General features: G+C 29.7%; 32 protein-coding genes. 4 read left to right on the top strand and 28 right to left on the bottom strand.

The window, feature by feature from the left end:
• Positions 1–117: 117 nt before the first annotated feature.
• A complete protein-coding gene (locus ACKU4C_RS04105) occupies positions 118–330 on the top strand; it encodes a hypothetical protein (RefSeq protein WP_321314677.1) in 213 nt (70 codons plus the stop codon).
• Between the two features lie 82 nt (positions 331–412).
• Here the strand turns inward: ACKU4C_RS04105 and ACKU4C_RS04100 are convergent, their stop codons facing one another.
• From ACKU4C_RS04100 to rpsJ, 24 genes are all read right to left on the bottom strand, one after another.
• Complete coding sequence (locus ACKU4C_RS04100; protein ID WP_321314675.1) at positions 413–1,660, bottom strand: GGDEF domain-containing protein; 1,248 nt, start codon at positions 1,658–1,660, stop codon at positions 413–415.
• A gap of 74 nt (positions 1,661–1,734) precedes the next feature.
• Entirely contained in the window at positions 1,735–1,953 is a 219-nt protein-coding gene (gene infA, locus ACKU4C_RS04095; RefSeq protein ID WP_072682044.1) for a translation initiation factor IF-1, read from the bottom strand.
• A gap of 16 nt (positions 1,954–1,969) precedes the next feature.
• Positions 1,970–2,734 (bottom strand): type I methionyl aminopeptidase, encoded by a 765-nt coding sequence (gene map, locus ACKU4C_RS04090; RefSeq protein ID WP_321314671.1) that lies wholly within the window; start codon positions 2,732–2,734, stop codon positions 1,970–1,972.
• A gap of 5 nt (positions 2,735–2,739) precedes the next feature.
• The gene (secY, locus tag ACKU4C_RS04085) at positions 2,740–4,002 is read right to left on the bottom strand and encodes a preprotein translocase subunit SecY (protein ID WP_320033399.1); all 1,263 of its coding nucleotides are present in this window, start codon (positions 4,000–4,002) and stop codon (positions 2,740–2,742) included.
• Between the two features lie 2 nt (positions 4,003–4,004).
• Positions 4,005–4,403 carry a 50S ribosomal protein L15 gene (gene rplO, locus ACKU4C_RS04080; protein WP_321314670.1) on the bottom strand — a complete coding sequence of 133 codons (399 nt, stop codon included), beginning with the start codon at positions 4,401–4,403 and terminating at the stop codon, positions 4,005–4,007.
• A gap of 3 nt (positions 4,404–4,406) precedes the next feature.
• Complete coding sequence (gene rpsE / locus ACKU4C_RS04075; RefSeq protein ID WP_128981879.1) at positions 4,407–4,850, bottom strand: 30S ribosomal protein S5; 444 nt, start codon at positions 4,848–4,850, stop codon at positions 4,407–4,409.
• A 9-nt stretch (positions 4,851–4,859) separates the two neighbouring features.
• Positions 4,860–5,222: a 50S ribosomal protein L18 gene (gene rplR / locus ACKU4C_RS04070; protein ID WP_321314666.1), complete on the bottom strand. Its 363-nt coding sequence runs from the start codon at positions 5,220–5,222 to the stop codon at positions 4,860–4,862.
• 10 nt (positions 5,223–5,232) lie between these two features.
• Positions 5,233–5,769 carry a 50S ribosomal protein L6 gene (gene rplF / locus ACKU4C_RS04065; RefSeq protein ID WP_321314665.1) on the bottom strand — a complete coding sequence of 179 codons (537 nt, stop codon included), beginning with the start codon at positions 5,767–5,769 and terminating at the stop codon, positions 5,233–5,235.
• A gap of 9 nt (positions 5,770–5,778) precedes the next feature.
• Complete coding sequence (rpsH, locus tag ACKU4C_RS04060) at positions 5,779–6,177, bottom strand: 30S ribosomal protein S8 (RefSeq protein WP_321314663.1); 399 nt, start codon at positions 6,175–6,177, stop codon at positions 5,779–5,781.
• Positions 6,178–6,190: 13 nt separating this feature from the next.
• On the bottom strand, positions 6,191–6,376 hold the full coding sequence (locus ACKU4C_RS04055; protein WP_114838563.1) for a type Z 30S ribosomal protein S14: 186 nt from the start codon (positions 6,374–6,376) through the stop codon (positions 6,191–6,193).
• On the bottom strand, positions 6,376–6,924 hold the full coding sequence (rplE, locus tag ACKU4C_RS04050; protein ID WP_321314660.1) for a 50S ribosomal protein L5: 549 nt from the start codon (positions 6,922–6,924) through the stop codon (positions 6,376–6,378). Before rplE ends, ACKU4C_RS04055 begins: the two co-directional genes overlap by 1 nt.
• A 1-nt stretch (position 6,925) precedes the next feature.
• Entirely contained in the window at positions 6,926–7,165 is a 240-nt protein-coding gene (rplX, locus tag ACKU4C_RS04045; RefSeq protein WP_320033393.1) for a 50S ribosomal protein L24, read from the bottom strand.
• Positions 7,165–7,533 (bottom strand): 50S ribosomal protein L14, encoded by a 369-nt coding sequence (rplN, locus tag ACKU4C_RS04040; RefSeq protein WP_321314657.1) that lies wholly within the window; start codon positions 7,531–7,533, stop codon positions 7,165–7,167. Before rplN ends, rplX begins: the two co-directional genes overlap by 1 nt.
• Positions 7,533–7,787, bottom strand: coding sequence for a 30S ribosomal protein S17 (gene rpsQ / locus ACKU4C_RS04035; protein WP_321314656.1), 255 nt, complete (start codon positions 7,785–7,787; stop codon positions 7,533–7,535). Before rpsQ ends, rplN begins: the two co-directional genes overlap by 1 nt.
• An 11-nt stretch (positions 7,788–7,798) precedes the next feature.
• Positions 7,799–7,990 (bottom strand): 50S ribosomal protein L29, encoded by a 192-nt coding sequence (rpmC, locus tag ACKU4C_RS04030; protein WP_321314655.1) that lies wholly within the window; start codon positions 7,988–7,990, stop codon positions 7,799–7,801.
• Positions 7,977–8,402: a 50S ribosomal protein L16 gene (gene rplP / locus ACKU4C_RS04025; RefSeq protein ID WP_320033389.1), complete on the bottom strand. Its 426-nt coding sequence runs from the start codon at positions 8,400–8,402 to the stop codon at positions 7,977–7,979. Before rplP ends, rpmC begins: the two co-directional genes overlap by 14 nt.
• Positions 8,403–8,404: 2 nt before the next feature.
• On the bottom strand, positions 8,405–9,106 hold the full coding sequence (rpsC, locus tag ACKU4C_RS04020; protein WP_321314652.1) for a 30S ribosomal protein S3: 702 nt from the start codon (positions 9,104–9,106) through the stop codon (positions 8,405–8,407).
• Complete coding sequence (rplV, locus tag ACKU4C_RS04015; protein WP_321314649.1) at positions 9,106–9,438, bottom strand: 50S ribosomal protein L22; 333 nt, start codon at positions 9,436–9,438, stop codon at positions 9,106–9,108. The genes rpsC and rplV overlap by 1 nt, the downstream gene beginning before the upstream one ends.
• A gap of 2 nt (positions 9,439–9,440) precedes the next feature.
• A complete protein-coding gene (gene rpsS, locus ACKU4C_RS04010; protein WP_321314648.1) occupies positions 9,441–9,716 on the bottom strand; it encodes a 30S ribosomal protein S19 in 276 nt (91 codons plus the stop codon).
• A gap of 9 nt (positions 9,717–9,725) precedes the next feature.
• Entirely contained in the window at positions 9,726–10,553 is an 828-nt protein-coding gene (gene rplB, locus ACKU4C_RS04005; protein WP_321314646.1) for a 50S ribosomal protein L2, read from the bottom strand.
• A gap of 12 nt (positions 10,554–10,565) precedes the next feature.
• On the bottom strand, positions 10,566–10,847 hold the full coding sequence (locus ACKU4C_RS04000) for a 50S ribosomal protein L23 (protein ID WP_044415633.1): 282 nt from the start codon (positions 10,845–10,847) through the stop codon (positions 10,566–10,568).
• Between the two features lies 1 nt (position 10,848).
• Complete coding sequence (rplD, locus tag ACKU4C_RS03995; protein WP_321314644.1) at positions 10,849–11,439, bottom strand: 50S ribosomal protein L4; 591 nt, start codon at positions 11,437–11,439, stop codon at positions 10,849–10,851.
• Positions 11,436–12,011 (bottom strand): 50S ribosomal protein L3, encoded by a 576-nt coding sequence (rplC, locus tag ACKU4C_RS03990; protein WP_321314641.1) that lies wholly within the window; start codon positions 12,009–12,011, stop codon positions 11,436–11,438. The genes rplD and rplC overlap by 4 nt, the downstream gene beginning before the upstream one ends.
• Positions 12,012–12,028: 17 nt before the next feature.
• Entirely contained in the window at positions 12,029–12,343 is a 315-nt protein-coding gene (rpsJ, locus tag ACKU4C_RS03985; RefSeq protein ID WP_044415638.1) for a 30S ribosomal protein S10, read from the bottom strand.
• A gap of 251 nt (positions 12,344–12,594) precedes the next feature.
• Here rpsJ and ACKU4C_RS03980 point away from each other — a divergent pair, with 251 nt between their 5' ends.
• Positions 12,595–13,008 carry a hypothetical protein gene (locus ACKU4C_RS03980; RefSeq protein WP_321314638.1) on the top strand — a complete coding sequence of 138 codons (414 nt, stop codon included), beginning with the start codon at positions 12,595–12,597 and terminating at the stop codon, positions 13,006–13,008.
• On the opposite strand, the gene ACKU4C_RS03975 is transcribed toward ACKU4C_RS03980, so the two are convergent.
• Entirely contained in the window at positions 13,005–13,631 is a 627-nt protein-coding gene (locus tag ACKU4C_RS03975; RefSeq protein ID WP_321314636.1) for a CPBP family intramembrane glutamic endopeptidase, read from the bottom strand. The two genes, ACKU4C_RS03980 and ACKU4C_RS03975, sit on opposite strands and share 4 nt — an antisense overlap.
• Positions 13,632–13,762: 131 nt before the next feature.
• Between ACKU4C_RS03975 and ACKU4C_RS03970 the strand changes: the two genes are divergently transcribed.
• Complete coding sequence (locus ACKU4C_RS03970; RefSeq protein WP_321314634.1) at positions 13,763–15,046, top strand: FAD-dependent oxidoreductase; 1,284 nt, start codon at positions 13,763–13,765, stop codon at positions 15,044–15,046.
• A gap of 111 nt (positions 15,047–15,157) precedes the next feature.
• On the top strand, positions 15,158–15,481 hold the full coding sequence (locus tag ACKU4C_RS03965) for a ribonuclease E inhibitor RraB (protein WP_321314631.1): 324 nt from the start codon (positions 15,158–15,160) through the stop codon (positions 15,479–15,481).
• A 13-nt stretch (positions 15,482–15,494) separates the two neighbouring features.
• Here ACKU4C_RS03965 and ACKU4C_RS03960 read toward each other — a convergent pair whose 3' ends face one another.
• The 3 genes from ACKU4C_RS03960 to def all read right to left on the bottom strand — a co-directional run bounded on the left by ACKU4C_RS03960 (position 15,495) and on the right by def (position 17,751).
• Entirely contained in the window at positions 15,495–16,742 is a 1,248-nt protein-coding gene (locus ACKU4C_RS03960; protein WP_321314630.1) for an FAD-dependent oxidoreductase, read from the bottom strand.
• Positions 16,743–16,845: 103 nt separating this feature from the next.
• Positions 16,846–17,196, bottom strand: a complete 351-nt coding sequence (locus tag ACKU4C_RS03955; RefSeq protein ID WP_321314628.1) for a RidA family protein — start codon at positions 17,194–17,196, stop codon at positions 16,846–16,848.
• Between the two features lie 30 nt (positions 17,197–17,226).
• On the bottom strand, positions 17,227–17,751 hold the full coding sequence (def, locus tag ACKU4C_RS03950; protein ID WP_321314627.1) for a peptide deformylase: 525 nt from the start codon (positions 17,749–17,751) through the stop codon (positions 17,227–17,229).
• Between the last annotated feature and the right edge of the window lie 134 nt (positions 17,752–17,885).

The raw sequence follows: 17,885 nt of genomic DNA, 5'->3' as shown, positions 1-17,885 counted from the left end.
AAATTGTACAAAAATATATCTTTTGTAACAATTTGTTCCAATATATTGAACAAAAATAAACTTTTACTTGACTTTTATATAAATAGTTTGTACAATGTGATTATGAAAAGGAGTGTAATGAGTGTACCTAGCTTTAGAAAATTAGAAAAAGATTTAGAAGTAAACAAAACAACTTTGCATAATTGGAAGAAAAATAGACCGAAACTTTACGAGTTTATAATTGAGTCTTATAGAGATAAAGAATTATTAAAAAATCACCTAAATTTTATGATAGAACAAAAAAAATATTATGAAAATGAAATAGATTTAACAAAAAATAGGGTAATATAACGTCAAATAAATTTATGAGGCTTATTAGTTAGTTACTTTTTAAAGGCGCGATAACTAACTATAAGCTTCATAAGTGTGTTTATTATATCACTTCACCGTTATCAAGAATTATTTTATTACGACCCAATTCTTTAGCTTTATAAAGTAAAGTGTCAGCTTTATTTAGTGTTTCCTCATAAGATTTATAGTTTTCTCTTAATGCAGCCCCAGCTGAAAATTTTATTGTCAATTTTATATCTTTATATACAAATTTATTATTTTTTATAATATTTTTCATACGTGTTAAATAATTTCTAATATCTGAAACATTTTTATAATGTACCAAACAAATAAATTCTTCTCCGCCATACCTTGCAATAATATCTTCATCTCTTGTTAGTTTTTTTAATATTGAACCAAATGTAGTAAGCACACTATCTCCACAATCATGCCCATAAGTGTCATTTATATATTTAAAATGGTCTAAATCAATAAAAATTAGAACATATGTTGAATCAAAAGCATTGTATTCTCTCTCAACTTTTTCTGCCTCTTCTGTATAGGCTCTTCTTGTAAGTGCTTTTGTTAAGAAATCAATTGATTTCTCTTCTTCTGCTAGAGATAAATTATGTTTTAGTTTTTCAATCTGAGAATATAGTTCTTCACTCTCCTGTTTTGCTTTTATAATTTCATCATTATTATTATTGACTACATCAGAAAACTCTTCAATAACTAAAGAAAATTTTTCATATAATTTTTTTAAATCATCATCAGATGATTTCGCCAATTTCAAAGAATTTATTTCATGTTTAATATTATCAACTTCATCTAAAGTAATTATGTTTTTTTCTATTCTATTTCTTAAAAATGTTGATAGAAAAGACATAAGTTTTTTTAAATCACTATTTTTTTCATTAAATATTTTCTTATCTTCATTAATTCTAATATTTGTAATTTTTCTTAATTTTCTTATTATATTAACATTAATTAAGTTTTTTGGATCATTGGATAACTCTGTACAAACTTTATTTATTTCATCTTTAACTTGTGAAGACAATGAAGGTAACATAAAATATGAAAGATGTTTTAAGAAATATTTTAAATCTTCATTTTTAACTCTTGAAGATAAAAGTTTTGAAATCTCTCTATAAGATATTGAATTTAATGATTTTTTATCTGTTGTTGATAGTTTATTTATTAATTTATGAAATTCATCAATTTCATTAAAATGTATATTATTTTTTTCGACAATTGAAAAAAATTCTTTTTCGTAATTTTCCGGTGTTGCTTCTATGTTGTGTTGGGAAAGGTTTTTTAAAGTTAGTTTTACAACTTCACTAATTTCTTTCATATAGTTATACTCTCTAATTTAGATTGTATAACTATACAATAGAAAAAAAGATAATATGCTTAATATTATCTTTTTTATTTATATCTATGTGTGATTCTACCTTTATCAAGTGAATAAGGTGTAATTTCAACTTTCACTTTATCACCAGGTAAAATTTTAATATAGTGCATTCTCATTTTACCAGAAATATGACATAAAACCACATGACCGTTATCCAATTCAACTCTAAACATAGCATTTGGTAAAGCTTCAATAACTTTACCATCAATTACTATTACATCATCTTTTGCCACTTTATCTCCTAGTTTACTACTCTTCTACTTGACTTAAAATAACTGCTTTTCCACCGACTACAGCAACAGTATGCTCATAATGACTACCTCTTAATCCATCTGAAGAAACAACATCCCAATCATTTTCTAAAATAACTGGTTCTCTCTCTTTTTGACAAATCATAGGTTCAATACAAAAAACCATACCATTCTTAATCTTAGGTCCTGACTTTGCATTTCCTGATTCTAAATAATTTGGAATTTCTGGTTCACCATGAGGTTTTTTTCCTATACCATGACCACAAAATTTAACTAAAGGTTCATAACCTCTGTCTACAATAAATTTTTCAATCTCTAAAGATAGTTCTTTAAATCTCATACCCTCTTTTATAATACTAATAGCATGATATAAAGAGTCTTTTGCACAAGCAATTAATTCTTCATCTTCTTTTGATATCTTTCCTATAGGCATAGTAATTGCTGCATCACCATACCAGCCATCGATTTCACTTCCAATATCTAGACCTAAAATATCACCCTCTTTTAATACAGTATCATTTGGTATACCATGAATGATAACTTCATTTAAAGAAGTACAAACACCAGCAGGGAATCCATATAAACCTTTAAAAGATGGTCTAACACCAAGGTTTGCCATAAAGTCTTCACCCATTTGGTTAACTTCTTTTAAAGTCATACCTGCTTTAACATTTTGTTCTAGATGATTTAAAGTCTTCGCAACTGCTTGAGAAGCAGCGCGAAGTTTTTCGATTTCATTTGGTTTTCTTAAAGGAATAGCCATAATTTTTATAGCCCAACCGCACTAAGTGTTTGATACTTATTCATATATTGTTGTGCTTCAATTTTTCTCATTGTATCAATTGCAACTTGAACAACGATAAGAACTGCTACACCACCAAAATAGAATGGTACTCCCATAGCTTTTACTAAAAGCCAAGGCACAGTTGAAATAAGTCCTAAATAAACAGCTCCCCAAAGTGTAAGTTTACTTGCTACATCATTTAAGAAATTTGCAGTTGATTCACCAGGTCTAACTCCTGGAATAAATCCACCTTGTTTCTTTAAGTTTTCTGAAATATCTTTTGCATTAAAAGTAATTGATGCATAAAAGAATGCAAAGAAAACTACAAAAAGGAACATTAAAAAATTAAATGTATATGAAGTTGGACTTAAAAAGTCTGCAACTGCAAGTAAAATTTTATTTTGACTACCTTGTAAAACAGTAGCTGGGAACATTAAAATAGCTGATGCAAAAATTGCAGGAATAACCCCTGACAAGTTTACTTTAATTGGAATGTAATTCATAACTCTTTTGTTTTGATTTTGCATCATAACTTTTCTAGAGTATGAAACTGGAACTCTTCTTTCACCTAGCTCAACATATATAATTGCACCAACAGTTGCTAATACAATTACTAAAATAGCTATTACAGTTAAGAAGTTCATTTGTCCATTATTAACTAAATCTACAGTACCACCAATTGCACCTGGAATCGCCGAAACAATACCTGCAAAGATAATAAGTGAAATACCATTACCAATACCTTTTTGTGTGATTTGTTCACCAATCCACATAAGAAGCATTGTACCAGTTAACATAGAAATTGAAGAAACAGCTACAAATGTGTTCATATCAATAGATATTGCGCTTTCTCCACTTTGACCTGTTAATGAATTTAGACCCATAGATACACCTACAGATTGAATTAATGTAATTACAATAGTTGCATATCTGATGATTTGCATATATTTTTGCATACCATCTCTCTCTTTTTTCATTTTACCAAGTGCGGGAAAAGTTGCTGCTAGAAGCTCCATAATAATAGAAGCTGTAATGTAAGGCATAATACCTAGTGAGATAATAGACAGTCTTTCAACTGCATTACCACTAAACATGTTCACAAGACCTAATGCATTATTTGCATTTGAATCGAAGAATTCTTTAACTACATCAATATTTACTCCAGGTACTGGCACATAAGCCAGTAACCTGTAAAGAAGAATAAAGCCTAATGTAATAAGAATCTTATTTATTAGATCTTTACTCATAATTATTTTCCAGTAGTTGTTACGTTTTCGTCTTTAATTTTAGATGCTAAATCTTTAGCAGCTGAACCAACTAATTTGACTTTTGTAACTCTTTTAGAAAGTTTATATACAGACTTAATTGTTTCAACTGTAATTTCTTCAAGTGCTGCCACTTGTTTTACTTTATCTACATTGATAGAGTAAGGTTTAGATACTCTAGAAAAGAATCCAATTTTTGGAAGTCTTTTTTGTAATGGTTGTTGACCACCCTCAAAACCTCTTTTAATTTTATATCCAGATCTAGATTTTTGACCTTTTTGACCTCTAGTAGAAGTCTTACCCATACCTGAACCTTGACCTCTACCTACTCTTTTAACATTTTTTGTACTACCATCTGCTGGTTGTAAATTATCTAATGCCATCAATTATCCTTTAATTCTTGCTAATGCTTCAACTGTAGCTTGTACAAGGTTGTTTGGATTATTTGAACCTAAAGATTTTGCAATAATATCTTTAACTCCAGAAAGCTCAAGAACTGGTCTTGCCGCACCACCTGCGATAAGCCCTGTACCTTCTGATGCTGGTTTTAGTAAAATTTTACTTGAATTATATTTATGTTCAATATCATGTGCAATTGTTGTACCATGAATGTTAACTTTTACTAAAGATTTAAATGCATCATCTAATGCTTTTTTAATTGCATCAGGAACCTCTTTTGCTTTTCCTGTACCAAATCCAACTGTACCGTTTTTATCTCCAACAACAACTAAAGCTGTAAATCTGAATCTTCTACCACCCTTTACAACTTTTGTTACTCTTCCGATTTTAACGATTGCTTCTTGAAAATCTTCTCTATTTACTGCTGCCATCATTAACCCTTATAATTTAATACCATTATCTCTAAGTGCATCAGCGAATGCTGCAACAACACCATGATAAAGGTATCCATTTCTATCAAATACTACTGTTTCGATTCCAGCAGCTTTTAAGCTCTCAGCGAATGCTGCTCCAACTTTAACTGCATTTTCTCTATTAACGCTTAACTCTAAAGCTTTAGAATTAACTGCTGCTAATGTAACACCTGCAACATCATCAATTGCTTGTGCACTTAAATATTTGTTTGATTTAAATACAGTTACTCTAGGTGTTTGTGCAGTACCTTTAGCTATATTTCCTCTAACTCTTTTTTTTCTGATTGCTCTTAAAGAGTTCTTTTTTGCTATATCTTTTGCTCTACTCATTTTTCACACCTTATTTCTTAGCAGTTTTACCAGCTTTTCTAACGATATGCTCGTCAGTATATTTAACACCTTTACCTTTATACGGTTCAGGTTTTCTAAAGCCTCTAATAATTGCAGCAGCTTGACCAACTTGTTGTTTGTCAGCACCTTTAACATGAATAATGTTTTTCTCTACAGAAATTTCTAATCCCTCTGGGATATCATAGTTAATAGGGTGTGAATAACCTAATTGTAACTCTAATACTTTCCCTTTAACAGCTGCTCTATAACCAACACCGTTAATTTCTAAAGATTTAGTAAATCCTTCTGATAAACCAGTTACAGCATTATTAATTAAAGCTCTATATGTTCCCCAGAAAGCTGAAGATTCTTTATCTTCACCAATTCTGTCTAAAACAACATTATTGTCTTCAACTTTAACACCAACTCTTCCATGAGTTTCTACTGGAATAGCTTTATTCCCTTTTTTAACTGTTACTACTGTACCATCAACTGCAACTTCTACACCTGATGGAATTGCGATAGGTTTTTTTCCAATTCTAGACATTACACTCTCCTACCATACAGTACATAAAACTTCACCACCAACATTAGCAGCGAAAGCTTCATCATTTGCAATTACACCCTTGTTTGTAGAAACAATGATTGTACCATATCCGTTTTTGAAACTTTTAATTTCAGAAGCGCTTTTATAAACTCTTCTTCCTGGAGTTGAAATTCTTGTTAATTCATTGATAACAGATCTATCGTTGTCATCATATTTTAAAGTAACTTGAACAGTTTTTTTATTGTTCTCACCTTCAATTTCTTTGAATCCGTCAATATACCCTTTTTGCTCAAGTACACTTAAAATTCCAACTACTGTATTAGAATGTAATAATGTTGCAACTTCTAATTTTCTCATTGCAGCATTTCTAATTCTAGTTAAAGCATCTGCGATTATATCATTCATCATAGCTTTTATTCTCCTACCAACTAGATTTTTTAACGCCAGGAAGTAATCCCTCGTTAGCCATTTTTCTTAAACAAACTCTACAAAGACCAAAATCTCTGTATACTGAATGTGGTCTACCACAAACTGAACATCTTGTATATGCTCTTGAAGAGAACTTAGGAGTTCTCTTTTGTTTAGCAATCATAGATTTCTTTGCCATTACGCTCTTCCTTTAGTAAATGGAACTCCAACAAGCTCTAATAATCTGTAAGCTTCTTGATCGTTATCAGCAGATGTTGAAATTGAAATATTCATACCATGTGTTTTGATAATGTTATCATACACAACTTCTGGGAACATTAATTGCTCATCTAAACCAAAGTTGAAGTTACCTCTACCATCAAAACCGTTTCTATTTAAACCTCTAAAGTCTTTTACTCTTGGTAATGCGATAGAACATAATTTATCTAAAAATTCATACATTCTTTCACCTCTAAGAGTAACTTTAACACCTACAGGAGAACCTTCTCTTACTTTAAAACCAGCAACTGATTTTTTAGCAATAACTTGAACTGCTCTTTGACCAGAGATTAAAGAGATAGTATCTTGAATGTTTTGCATTAATTTACTATCTTTCATAGCTTCACCTGCACCAACAGAGATAACTACTTTATCTAACTTAGCAGTTAACATCTTGTTTTTAGGAAACTCAGTTTCTAAAGTTGGTTTGATTTCTGCATTATATCTTTCTAATAATCTTGCTGCCATCTTACTCACCTTCTACTTTTGCTACATTTGAGATATCAATAGGCATCTCTTTGTTTACAAAACCACCTTCTGGGTTTTTCTCTTGATCAGGTTTAACTGTTTTTTTAGCTACTTTACAATCTTTAACAATTACTTGTCTTGTTGAAGGGATAACAGCTAAAACTTCACCAGTTTTACCTTTGTCATCACCAGCGATAATTTTTACAGTATCACCTTTTTTGATTTTTAACTTAACAGCCATTATAGTACCTCCGGAGCAAGTGAAACAATTTTCATGAAACCTGCGTATCTAACTTCTCTAGCTACAGGTCCAAAGATTCTTGTTCCAATTGGATCTTTTTTACCATCAAGGATAACTGCAGCATTGTCATCAAATCTAATTAAAGATCCGTTTTCTCTTTGAACTTCTTTGTGTGTTCTTACAACAACAGCTTTAACAACAGCACCTTTTTTAACTTTTCCAGTTGGTAATGCTTTTTTAACAGAAGCTACAATAATATCACCAACAGATGCATATCTTCTTTTAGATCCACCTAAAACTTTAATACACATGATCTCTTTTGCACCAGTGTTATCAGCTACATTTAATCTAGTAAAACTTTGAATCATTATTTAACTCCTGTAGCTACAATTTTTTTCAATCTAAAAGATTTTGTTTTTGATAAAGGTCTACACTCAACAGCAATTACAGTGTCACCTTCATTTAATTCGTTTCTTTCATCATGAACTAAGTATTTTTTAAATCTCTTTACAGTCTTGTGGTATTTTGGGTGTAAAACATATCTTGTAACTAATACAGATGCTGTTTTATCTCCAGCTTTTTTTACCACTACACCTTGAATCTCTCTTTTATGTGTATTCATACTTTAGATCCTTAGTTAGCTTTTGCAGCAGTTATAGCTGTTTGAATTTGTGCAATCTCTTTTTTGCACGCTCTTAATTCAGAAGTATTAGTTAACTGCATAGTTTTTAGCTTAGCTTTTAATTCAAAAAGAAGCACCTTTTTCTCTTTTAATAACTCATTTAGCTCTTGTAAGCTTTTCTCTTTTAAATCAGAATAATTCATTTTCACTTTCTCTACTTACAATTTTAGTTTTGAATGGTAACTTATGTTGTGCTAAAGCTAAAGCGTCTTTTGCTAATCCTTCAGCAACACCTGCCATCTCGAAGCATACTCTACCTGGCTTAATGTTCATAACCCATTTATCGATAGCACCTTTACCTTTACCCATTCTTGTTTCAAGTGGTTTAGCAGTAAGTGGTTTATCTGGGAATACCATAATCCAAACTTTACCTTGTCTTTTAATTGCTCTTGTCATTGCAATTCTGGCAGCTTCGATTTGTCTTGAATCAATTCTTCCGTGCTCTAAAGCTTTAATACCAAATTCACCGTAAGCTAAAGAGTTACCTCTATGCGCTTTACCTCTGTTTCTACCTTTTTGGTATTTTCTATATTTCATTCTTTTAGGCATTAACATGATTACTTACCTCTTCTTTTAGATGGTCTTCTTTTTTGCGGTTTAGAAGCAGTATCTTTTTCAGTAGGAATACCTTTAGCAAGTACCTCACCTTTGAAGATCCAAACTTTAATACCAATACAACCATAAGTTGTATGAGCTTCTGCAAAACCATAATCAATTCTAGCTCTTAAAGTATGTAAAGGAACTCTACCCTCTAAGTACCACTCAGTTCTAGCCATTTCAGCTCCACCAAGTCTACCAGAAACAGAAACTTTGATACCTTTTGCACCAGATTTAAGAGCATTTTGCATAACTCTTTTCATAGCTCTTCTAAATGCAACTCTTCTTTCTAATTGTTGTGCAACATTTTCAGCAGAAAGTTGACCAGAAAGTTGTGGTTTTCTCTCTTCTTTAATGTTAACTGCAATCTCTTTACCAACTAAAGCAGAAAGATTGTTTTTTAGTTTTTCTACGTCTGCACCTTTTTTACCAATAATGATACCAGGTCTAGCAGCTACAATTGTAACTCTAACTTTTTTTGCAGTTCTTTCTACGATTGTTTGAGCAACACCAGCGTAGTATAACTCTTTTTTAACGTATTTTCTGATTTTATCATCTTCAGCAACGTTAGCAGGCATGTTTGAAAATTTAGGAAACCATCTAGATTCCCAGTTTCTATTGATACCTAATCTTAAACCTATTGGATTAACTTTTTGACCCATTACTTGTCTCCTTTTTCAGCAGCCGCTACTTCAATCATAATGTGTGCAGTTGGTTTATGTTTTGGTGATGCACTACCTCTTGCTCTAGGTGTATATCTTTTAAGTACAGGACCTTTATCAACTCTTGCACTTGTAATAACTGCGTCTTCTGGTTCTAAACCAGCATTTGCTACAGCTGAAGCGATAACTTTTGAAATAACACCAGCCGCTTTATTAGGAGTAAATTCTAATGATGCAATTGCATACTCAGCATTCATTCCTTGTACTTCTCTAGCGATAAGTCTAGCTTTAGTTGGAGAAAGTCTAATAAATTTTAATACTGCTTTTCCCATCATTACACCTTTCTTTGCACAGAACCTTTGTGCCCTTTAAATGTTCTAGTTGGAGCAAATTCACCTAATTTGTAACCAACGTGGTTTTCTGTAATTAAAACTGGTACAAAGTTTCTACCATTATGCACATTAAATGTTAAACCAATCATATCAGGTAAAACCATTGATCTTCTTGACCATGTTTTAATTGGTTTTTTATCGTTAGCTTCAACAGCTTTGATAACTTTTTTCATTAAGTGTGCGTCTACAAATGGACCTTTTTTTATTGATCTTGCCATCTTAAACCCTTACTTCTTTCTTCTTGAAATGATTAATTTGTCACTAGCTTTTTTCTTTCTAGTTTTATAACCTTTAGTTGGCATACCCCAAGGAGTAACTGGATGTCTTCCTGAGTTAGTTTTACCTTCACCACCACCATGCGGGTGATCAATTGGGTTCATTGCAGAACCTCTAGTTTGTGGTCTAATACCAAGGTGTCTAGTTCTACCAGCTTTACCTACTACCATGTTTGTGAAATCTTCATTTCCAACAACACCAATTGTTGCCATACAAACACCTAAAATTTTTCTCATTTCACCTGAAGGCATTCTTAAGATAATATATTTACCTTCTCTACCCATGATTTGAGCATATGCACCAGCAGATCTTGCAAATTGTGCACCTTTTCCAGGTTTAAGTTCAACATTATGAACCATAGTACCTACAGGAATAGATTGAAGTCTCATTGCATTACCTGGTAAAATATCAAGTCCTGATTCAGCAGCTTGAACTTTTGCTCCAACTTTTAATCCAGATGGTTGAATAATATATCTTTTATCTCCATCTAAATAAGTAACTAAACAAATTCTACAATTTCTGTATGGATCGTATTCAATAGTTGATACTGTACCTTCTACACCAAACTTATCTCTTTTGAAATCAATAATTCTATATAATTTTTTAGCACCTGCTTCTTTGTGTCTTGAAGTAATTCTACCGTTATTATTTCTACCAGCATTTGCTTTAACTTTTACAAGTAAAGATCTAACTGTTGGTTTAGAAGTAATATCAGAAGTGTCCATAACAGACATAAATCTTCTAGCAGGAGTTATTGGTCTAAATTTTTTAATTGCCATCTTCTATACTCCTTAAGCTGATAGGTTCGCTATTTCAGCGCCTTCAGGTAATGTTACATAGAATTTTTTGAAGTCAGGTCTTCTACCAGGTCTTCCTCTAAATCTTTTCACTTTACCACTTTGTCTTAAAGAATTGATTTTTGAAGGTGTAACTCCAAAATATTCTTTAAATACTTCTTTTAAACCGTTTTTAGTCATTCTTGGACTAGTTTGAACAACGATTACACCATTTTCTTGAAGCTCGATTGTCTTTTCTGTATATAATATTGCTTTAATATCTGTAATATCTGCCATCTTACGCCTCTTTTGTTAATGATTCAAGTACTGATTTTTCAACTAGTACTGAGTGATATGCTGCAACAATGTAAGCATTTACTTCTTGTTTCTCAATCATATAACAATTTTTAATGTTTCTAAACGCTAAGTATGTTTTCTCTTCAATTGTATCAACAATTACAAGAGTATCTCTTTGGTTTAATCCATTAATAATTGAAACCGCATCTTTAGTTTTACCAGACTCAACTTTAATTGAATCAGCTACAAATAAAGAACCATTTTCAGCTTGAGCGTTGATAGCATAACTTAATGCTAAAGCTTTTTGCTTTTTATTGATTTTTTGATTGTAGTTTCTTTTTGTTGGTCCGAAAACTTGTCCACCACCAACAAATAATGGTGATCTTTTAGAACCCCATCTAGCACCACCAGAACCTTTTTGAGCTTTTGGTTTTTTACCACCACCGCTTACTTCAGATCTGTTTTTTACTCTAGCAGTGTTTGCTCTTTGAGCAGCTAAGTAAGATTTAACATAAAGATATAAATTGTGTGAGTTAATGTCTTTGAAAGACTCTGGTAACTCGTTTGTTTTTACTGCTACTGCGTTACTCATTTAGCAATCCTTACTTTTCCTAATCTACCATTTGATCCAGAAACTGAACCTTTTACAACTAATATACCTGTTTCTGCGTCAAATGAAACAATATCATTTTTAACAGTTACATTTGTATTTCCGTATTGTCCTGGCATTTTTTTACCTGGCATAACTCTACCTGGCCATTCACAGTTACCAATAGAACCTGTTCTTCTACCCATTCTGTGTCCGTGTGATGCTCTACCACCAGCGAAGTTCCATCTTTTAACTCCACCTTGAAAACCTCTACCTTTTGTTTTAAAAGTTGTTTTTAAAACAGCAGCTTCAGCTAATACAGATACATCTAAATCACCAGCTTCAGTATTTGCTACATTTAATGTTGCAAATCTGTTAAACTCTTTGCTTAAACCATATTTTTTTTGTTGACCTTCGATTGCTTTATTGAATTTCTTCCCTGAAGCATACGAAACAAGTGCTACACCATCAGCTACATCACATACTTTTGTATCAAGAACTTTTAAAAGTGTAACTGGTGTTGCAGGAACTGAAACAGTTCTACTCATACCGATTTTTTCTACGATAAATTCCATTTATTACCCTTTCTTTATTACTCTTGACCCATTGATCTAACTTCAACATCAACTTCAGGAGCTAAGTCTAGTTTCATTAATGAATCTACTGTATCAGGAGTTGCAGCAATGATATCAATCATTCTTGTGTGCACTCTGATCTCAAATTGCTCTCTTGCATCTTTGTTTACGTGTGGACCTTTAAGAACTGTATATTTTCTGATCTTTGTTGGAAGAGGAATAGGACCTCTCAACTCAGCACCAGTTCTTTTAACAGCTTCAACAATTGAAGCAACACTTCTGTCTAAAACTCTATGATCGTAAGCTTTAAGCTTTAATCTAATTTTTTCCATGTTTTTCCTTTAAAGAACTCGTTAGACGTACCATAAAAAGCACTCTAACCACTTTTAGTGGGCGCGTATTATAATAAAATTTTTATTAAATGTCAATAGTTATGGTACTTCTATGTATAAATTCTCTTTTTTCTTTCCTTTTTTAAAGGAAAACTATATAGTTTTATGAAACATTTTAAGGTAAACACAAGAATTCTAGTTTTATATATTTTAAAGAGAAAATTATATAAAGTAAATTTTTAGGAGAAATTATGATAAGAAAACAACATCTAATTGAAGATAAAAACAACTATAAAAAATACAACTATTTTGAGATTAGTGAAAACTTAGAAGAACTGCTTGCTGATGATTACTATTTATATGACAGCAGTGATTATGATTCTGATATTCCTGAACAACTATATAAAAAGAATTTTTTAGATAAATATGATAGAGAAAAAGATAAGCAAATTTATACCTTATATATAGATGATAAGAAGTTTGAGAAAAAAGTTAAATTTATATATTCAGTCATTAACTATAAAAAGTATATAAAGTTTGTGGCTCAAAATATGGAGATCGATGATCCCTCTTCATATTTTATCAATTATTCAATCTTAGATTCTGAAGGTGTAAAAGTTCAAGTTTTTAATATAAATATAACAGAAATAGCTTTTGTCTTTTAAGTTATATTTCCATGATAAAAAAACTCACCTAAACCAACTGTAAAAATAAAATTTCCATATAAACTATGTTCAATACATACAAGAGTAAAAGATTTACTCTCTATGTATGTTTTCATAAAAATATATCCACCAACTAAACTAAATAGTACTGCAATATAATTTTGAAATATTATATGTATAAAAGAAAATACCAAAGCATTTAATATAATCAATGCTTCTTTTCTAAAAATCAATTTATATCTAAAAAGAAAAAACTTTCTAAAAATCAACTCTTGAGGTATAACAGATAATATTGGATATAAAAACAATACAAAGATAAAAACTTTTGGTTTTTCTAATATAAAATTAAATAATCTGTCTTCATAAAATATATATGTAAAGATAAATAAAAAACAAGCAAAATAGAAGAATCTTTTTAATACATAATATAAATCAGATTTTTCAATTTTGTCAAAAATAACTTTACTACTGCCTACACTAGTTATATATATAATGTAAAAAGTTAATATCCATAATATTGGTATTATAAAAAAAGGTGGTAATATTTTATAAAAAAACAGCAATGGCAAACAAATAAAAATAAACAAAAATTCAAAAAATTTATAATAAGAGATACTAAGCATAATTTTCACTTTAATAATATATTTAAATAATCATTTTTATTATATCTAAGTTTGATTACATATTGGTAATATATTTTAAATATTTTAATATTTTTCTGTATTTAATTTTTTAGTTTAGATATAATTAATTTATGAAAAATATTAAATTAAACTCTTATTACGATGTAATTATTGTAGGGTCTGGGCCTTCAGGTCTAGGTGCAGCTTTTAAACTGGCAGAAAATTCAAATAAAAGTATTCTACTTATAGAAAAGAAAAAAATTAGTTCTGGAGGTTTAAGAAATGACTGTAAACAGAACTATACATACCCAGTTGGATTTCCTTTAGAACATTGGGAAAAAGATGAAGCACAAAAACTATTAGTTGAAGTTGCAAATCATTTAAAACCTAAAATGGAAACAAGATTAAATATTGAGAAATATGTTCAAAGAGCACAAAAACTGGATGTAAATATTTTAGCAATAGACCAAGCACATGTTGGTACAGATAAATCATCTACTTTGATAAAGGGATTAATTGATCAGTTAAGAGATTTAAATGTAACAGTAGCACTTGAAACTGAAGTGAAAGAACTTGCTGCAAATAAAAAAGAATTGACCCTAAGTAATGATTTTAAAATAGAATTTGAAAATATCATTTTGGGACCTGGTCGTGCAGATTATGACTGGATGCAAGAACAAATGGATAAATTAGGTGTAGGTTATAGTGATAATATTGTAGATATTGGGATAAGAGTTGAAACTAGAGAAGAAAACTATCCTATTGTCAAAGAGTATTATGACCCTAAAATACTTTTTCCAAATAAAGTAAGAACATTTTGTACAAACTCAGGTTGCGCTCATATTGTAAGAGAAAAATATAAAGGCTATTATTCTGTAAATGGACACTCGATGTCTAGAGATAAAAAACCTAATAATCTTGTAAATTTTGCTATGTTAAAAACTATTAAATTAACGGAACCTGTAGTAAGTGGTCAACAATTTGGGAAAATACTTGGTGAAATGGTCATGCAACTAAGTGGTGGTTCTGTTATTATGCAAAGAGTAGGTGATTTTAGACTAGGTCAAAGAAGTAAAAAAGAAACTTTTAATGATGATTTATATGATTTTAAACCAACATTATCAAATGCTGTAGCAGGTGATTTAAGTTTAAGTATGCCAGCAAAAATTTTAAGAGATATTTGGAGTGCGCTAAAAAAACTTGACTCCATTGTTCCAGGTATTTTACACCCCTCAACAATACTTTATTATCCAGAGATAAAAACATATTCAAATAAACCACAGTTTTTAAATAAACATTTTATGGTCAAAGAGGGATACTATATTATTGGTGATGGAGCTGGAACAAGTAGAGGTATAACTGCAGCTTGGGCATCAGGTATCAAAGCCGCCAATTTTATCTTAAATAAATCTTAATTTACTTAAATGTCACAATTATTGTCACAATTTTCGTAATAAAGTCTGTAAATTATTAAATATACTTATATTTTTTACCTAAAATTTAATTTTTAGATATAAAATTTTCATATGAAAAAAAGTATAGAAGAATTCTTTAATAAAACAGCAAAAGAGTACGACATAAATCTTAACAGTAGATTAAGCTGGGGATTTTATTTTAGTAATAGTGATAGTAAAGTTTTACGAAAAGCTAAAGAAATTTTAGATTATGATGGTTATTCAACACTTGAAATATGTTATGAAAATAAAACATATTATTTGTGTGTTGAAGAGATAAATATTCATACTAAAGATACTTTATATGATAGATGTAAAGAGTTTGAAAATATAGCTGAAAACTTACAAATCAATAGTTTTGAAGGTTTTGATGTAGAAGAAATGGGATTAAAGTAATCTGGTTTTTATCTTATTGATAAAAACCAGAGAACATTAAAATATCATCGCTTTGTGCATTTTTCTTATCATTTACTACTAGATCATTTATAATAGTACCAACAGCTGGTCCAAAAGTCATACCTAACCAACCTAATCCCATGGCATACGTTAAGTTATTTATATCCTCATCTCTACCAATTAATGGAATATCATTTGGTGTTAGTGGTCTAAAACCTGTCCAATATTTTTCATTTCTCATTTCAAATTTTTCATTGTATTCAAAAAAGTTCTTTTTTATACTCTCTATTTGTTTTTGTACTACACTTGTATCATCACTACCAATTTCTAATTTTGAAGTAAATCTTACATTATTTCTTCTTGGTGTCATTACTACAAATAAATCATTAAATATTGTAGATACTTTTGGAGTAAACTCTTTATCCATTTCAAAAGTTATACTATAACCTTTTGCAGGTGTCATCATCAAATCTTTATTACATTTACTAGCTAAAATAGTTTGATAACCTGTAGACATAATATAATGTTCTGCTTCATAAAAATTGTTTTTTGAAGATACAAGATGCTTTACCTCTTTTGCTTCTACTCTAATACTTTCAATTTTTTCATTTAAAATAAATTCCACTCCAGATTCTATAAGATGTCTTTTTAACTCTATCATAGTTAACCCTGGGTCAAACCTTGCATTCTTTTTAAATAAAATAGCACCTTTTATTTTATCACTATTAGCACTTGGCAAATACTCTTTTAATTCACTTTTATCTAAGATTTTAAATCTTTCTTCATCTATATAATCATATTTTTTTAATCTTTCATTGTAACTTTTATCTTCAGTAAAAACTGATAACATACCATCTCTATGAAAATCAAAATCTAACTTATCTTTATTTACCATTTTTTCATATAAATTTAAAGATATTTCTCCATATTTTTCAAAAAGCATCATAGTCTTTTTTGTACGCTTTTCATTTGCATTTAGCATAAAATTAATTAACCATTTATATACTTTTATATCGAAAGATGGATGTATAATTGCAGGAGATTGACCTCTTAACATCAATTTTAAAGTATTTAAAACAACGCCAGGATAACTTAAAGGAGATTTATCAAATGCTGATAAAAGACCTGCATTTCCAAATGATGTAGAGTCTGTAATATCATTTTCATCTATAATAGTTACTTTACGTCCACTTTTTTGTAAAAAATAAGCACTGCATAAACCAACAATCCCCCCACCAATTATGATTATATCTCTTTTCATAAGGTATCCTTTTTCTTTTATATTTTAATAATACTAAAATATTATCATATTTTTAAAATTTTTTTGTATATATTTTAATTAGATTAATATATAAATCAAATAATTATTCTTTTGCTGCTGTTATAACTAGTTCAACTAAAGTATTATGACTAGCCATGTTTGCTTGCACACATGAACGTGCTGGTTTATCATTTTGAGGAATCCATTCTTTCCAAATTTTATTAAACTCTTCAAAATCTCTATAGATATCCTTTAAAAATATTTCTGTTCTTAAAATACTATGTTTACTAACTCCAGCTTCTTTAAACCTTTCTTCTGCAATCTCTAAAGCTCTTTTTGCTTGCACCTTTATATCTAACTTTTTATCATCAGATACTATTCCTGCAAAATATACAACACCATTGTGTTCTACAATTCTACTCATTTTTTCATTTATTTGTTTTCTTATTATCATAGATTCTCCATTTTTTAATTTCATAAATATTTATGAAATTAACTTAAAATATAGTTCTTCTGAAACAATATCAATGTTATCTTTAACTCTATCTAAATAAACTTTCCCTATTAAGTGATCATATTCATGTTGAAATATTCTAGCGATAAAATCTTCAAATATTACTTTTTTTGTTTTCCCTTCAACTGTAGTATATTTCACTTCTATTTTTTTGTATCTTGGAACTTTTGCTCTAATTCCAGGGATGCTTAGACACCCTTCCCAATCTTTTACTTTTTTCTTTGACTTTTTTATAATCTCAGGATTAATTAATACTTCATTTTTCATAAGTGGAGCATTAGGATATCTGTCATTTGGATGGGAAGAGATTATTAATATTTGATATGGTTCAAAAACTTGAGGTGCAGCAAGACCAACTCCCCTACTCATTTTTACACAAGTTATCATTTTAGTTATAACACTTTGTATTTTTTCTGAATTAATATTTTTAACTTTTTTAGCTTTTTTTCTAAGAATTGATTCACCCAATTTTGCAATAATACATTGATCTCTCATATATACTCTTTTTTCTTTTTGACAATTATAATTGAATAATGTTTTACTTGGATTAAATATTATAAATAGTGCACAAAAGAAATAAAAATAAGGGGTTTTATAAGTTATAATATAAAAAATATAAGGATATATCA

This window comes from Halarcobacter sp., from assembly GCF_963676935.1.
Lineage (GTDB): Bacteria > Campylobacterota > Campylobacteria > Campylobacterales > Arcobacteraceae > Halarcobacter.
The sequence above is the reverse complement of the archived record's forward strand: the minus strand, read 5'-3'. Positions and strand labels throughout refer to the sequence as shown.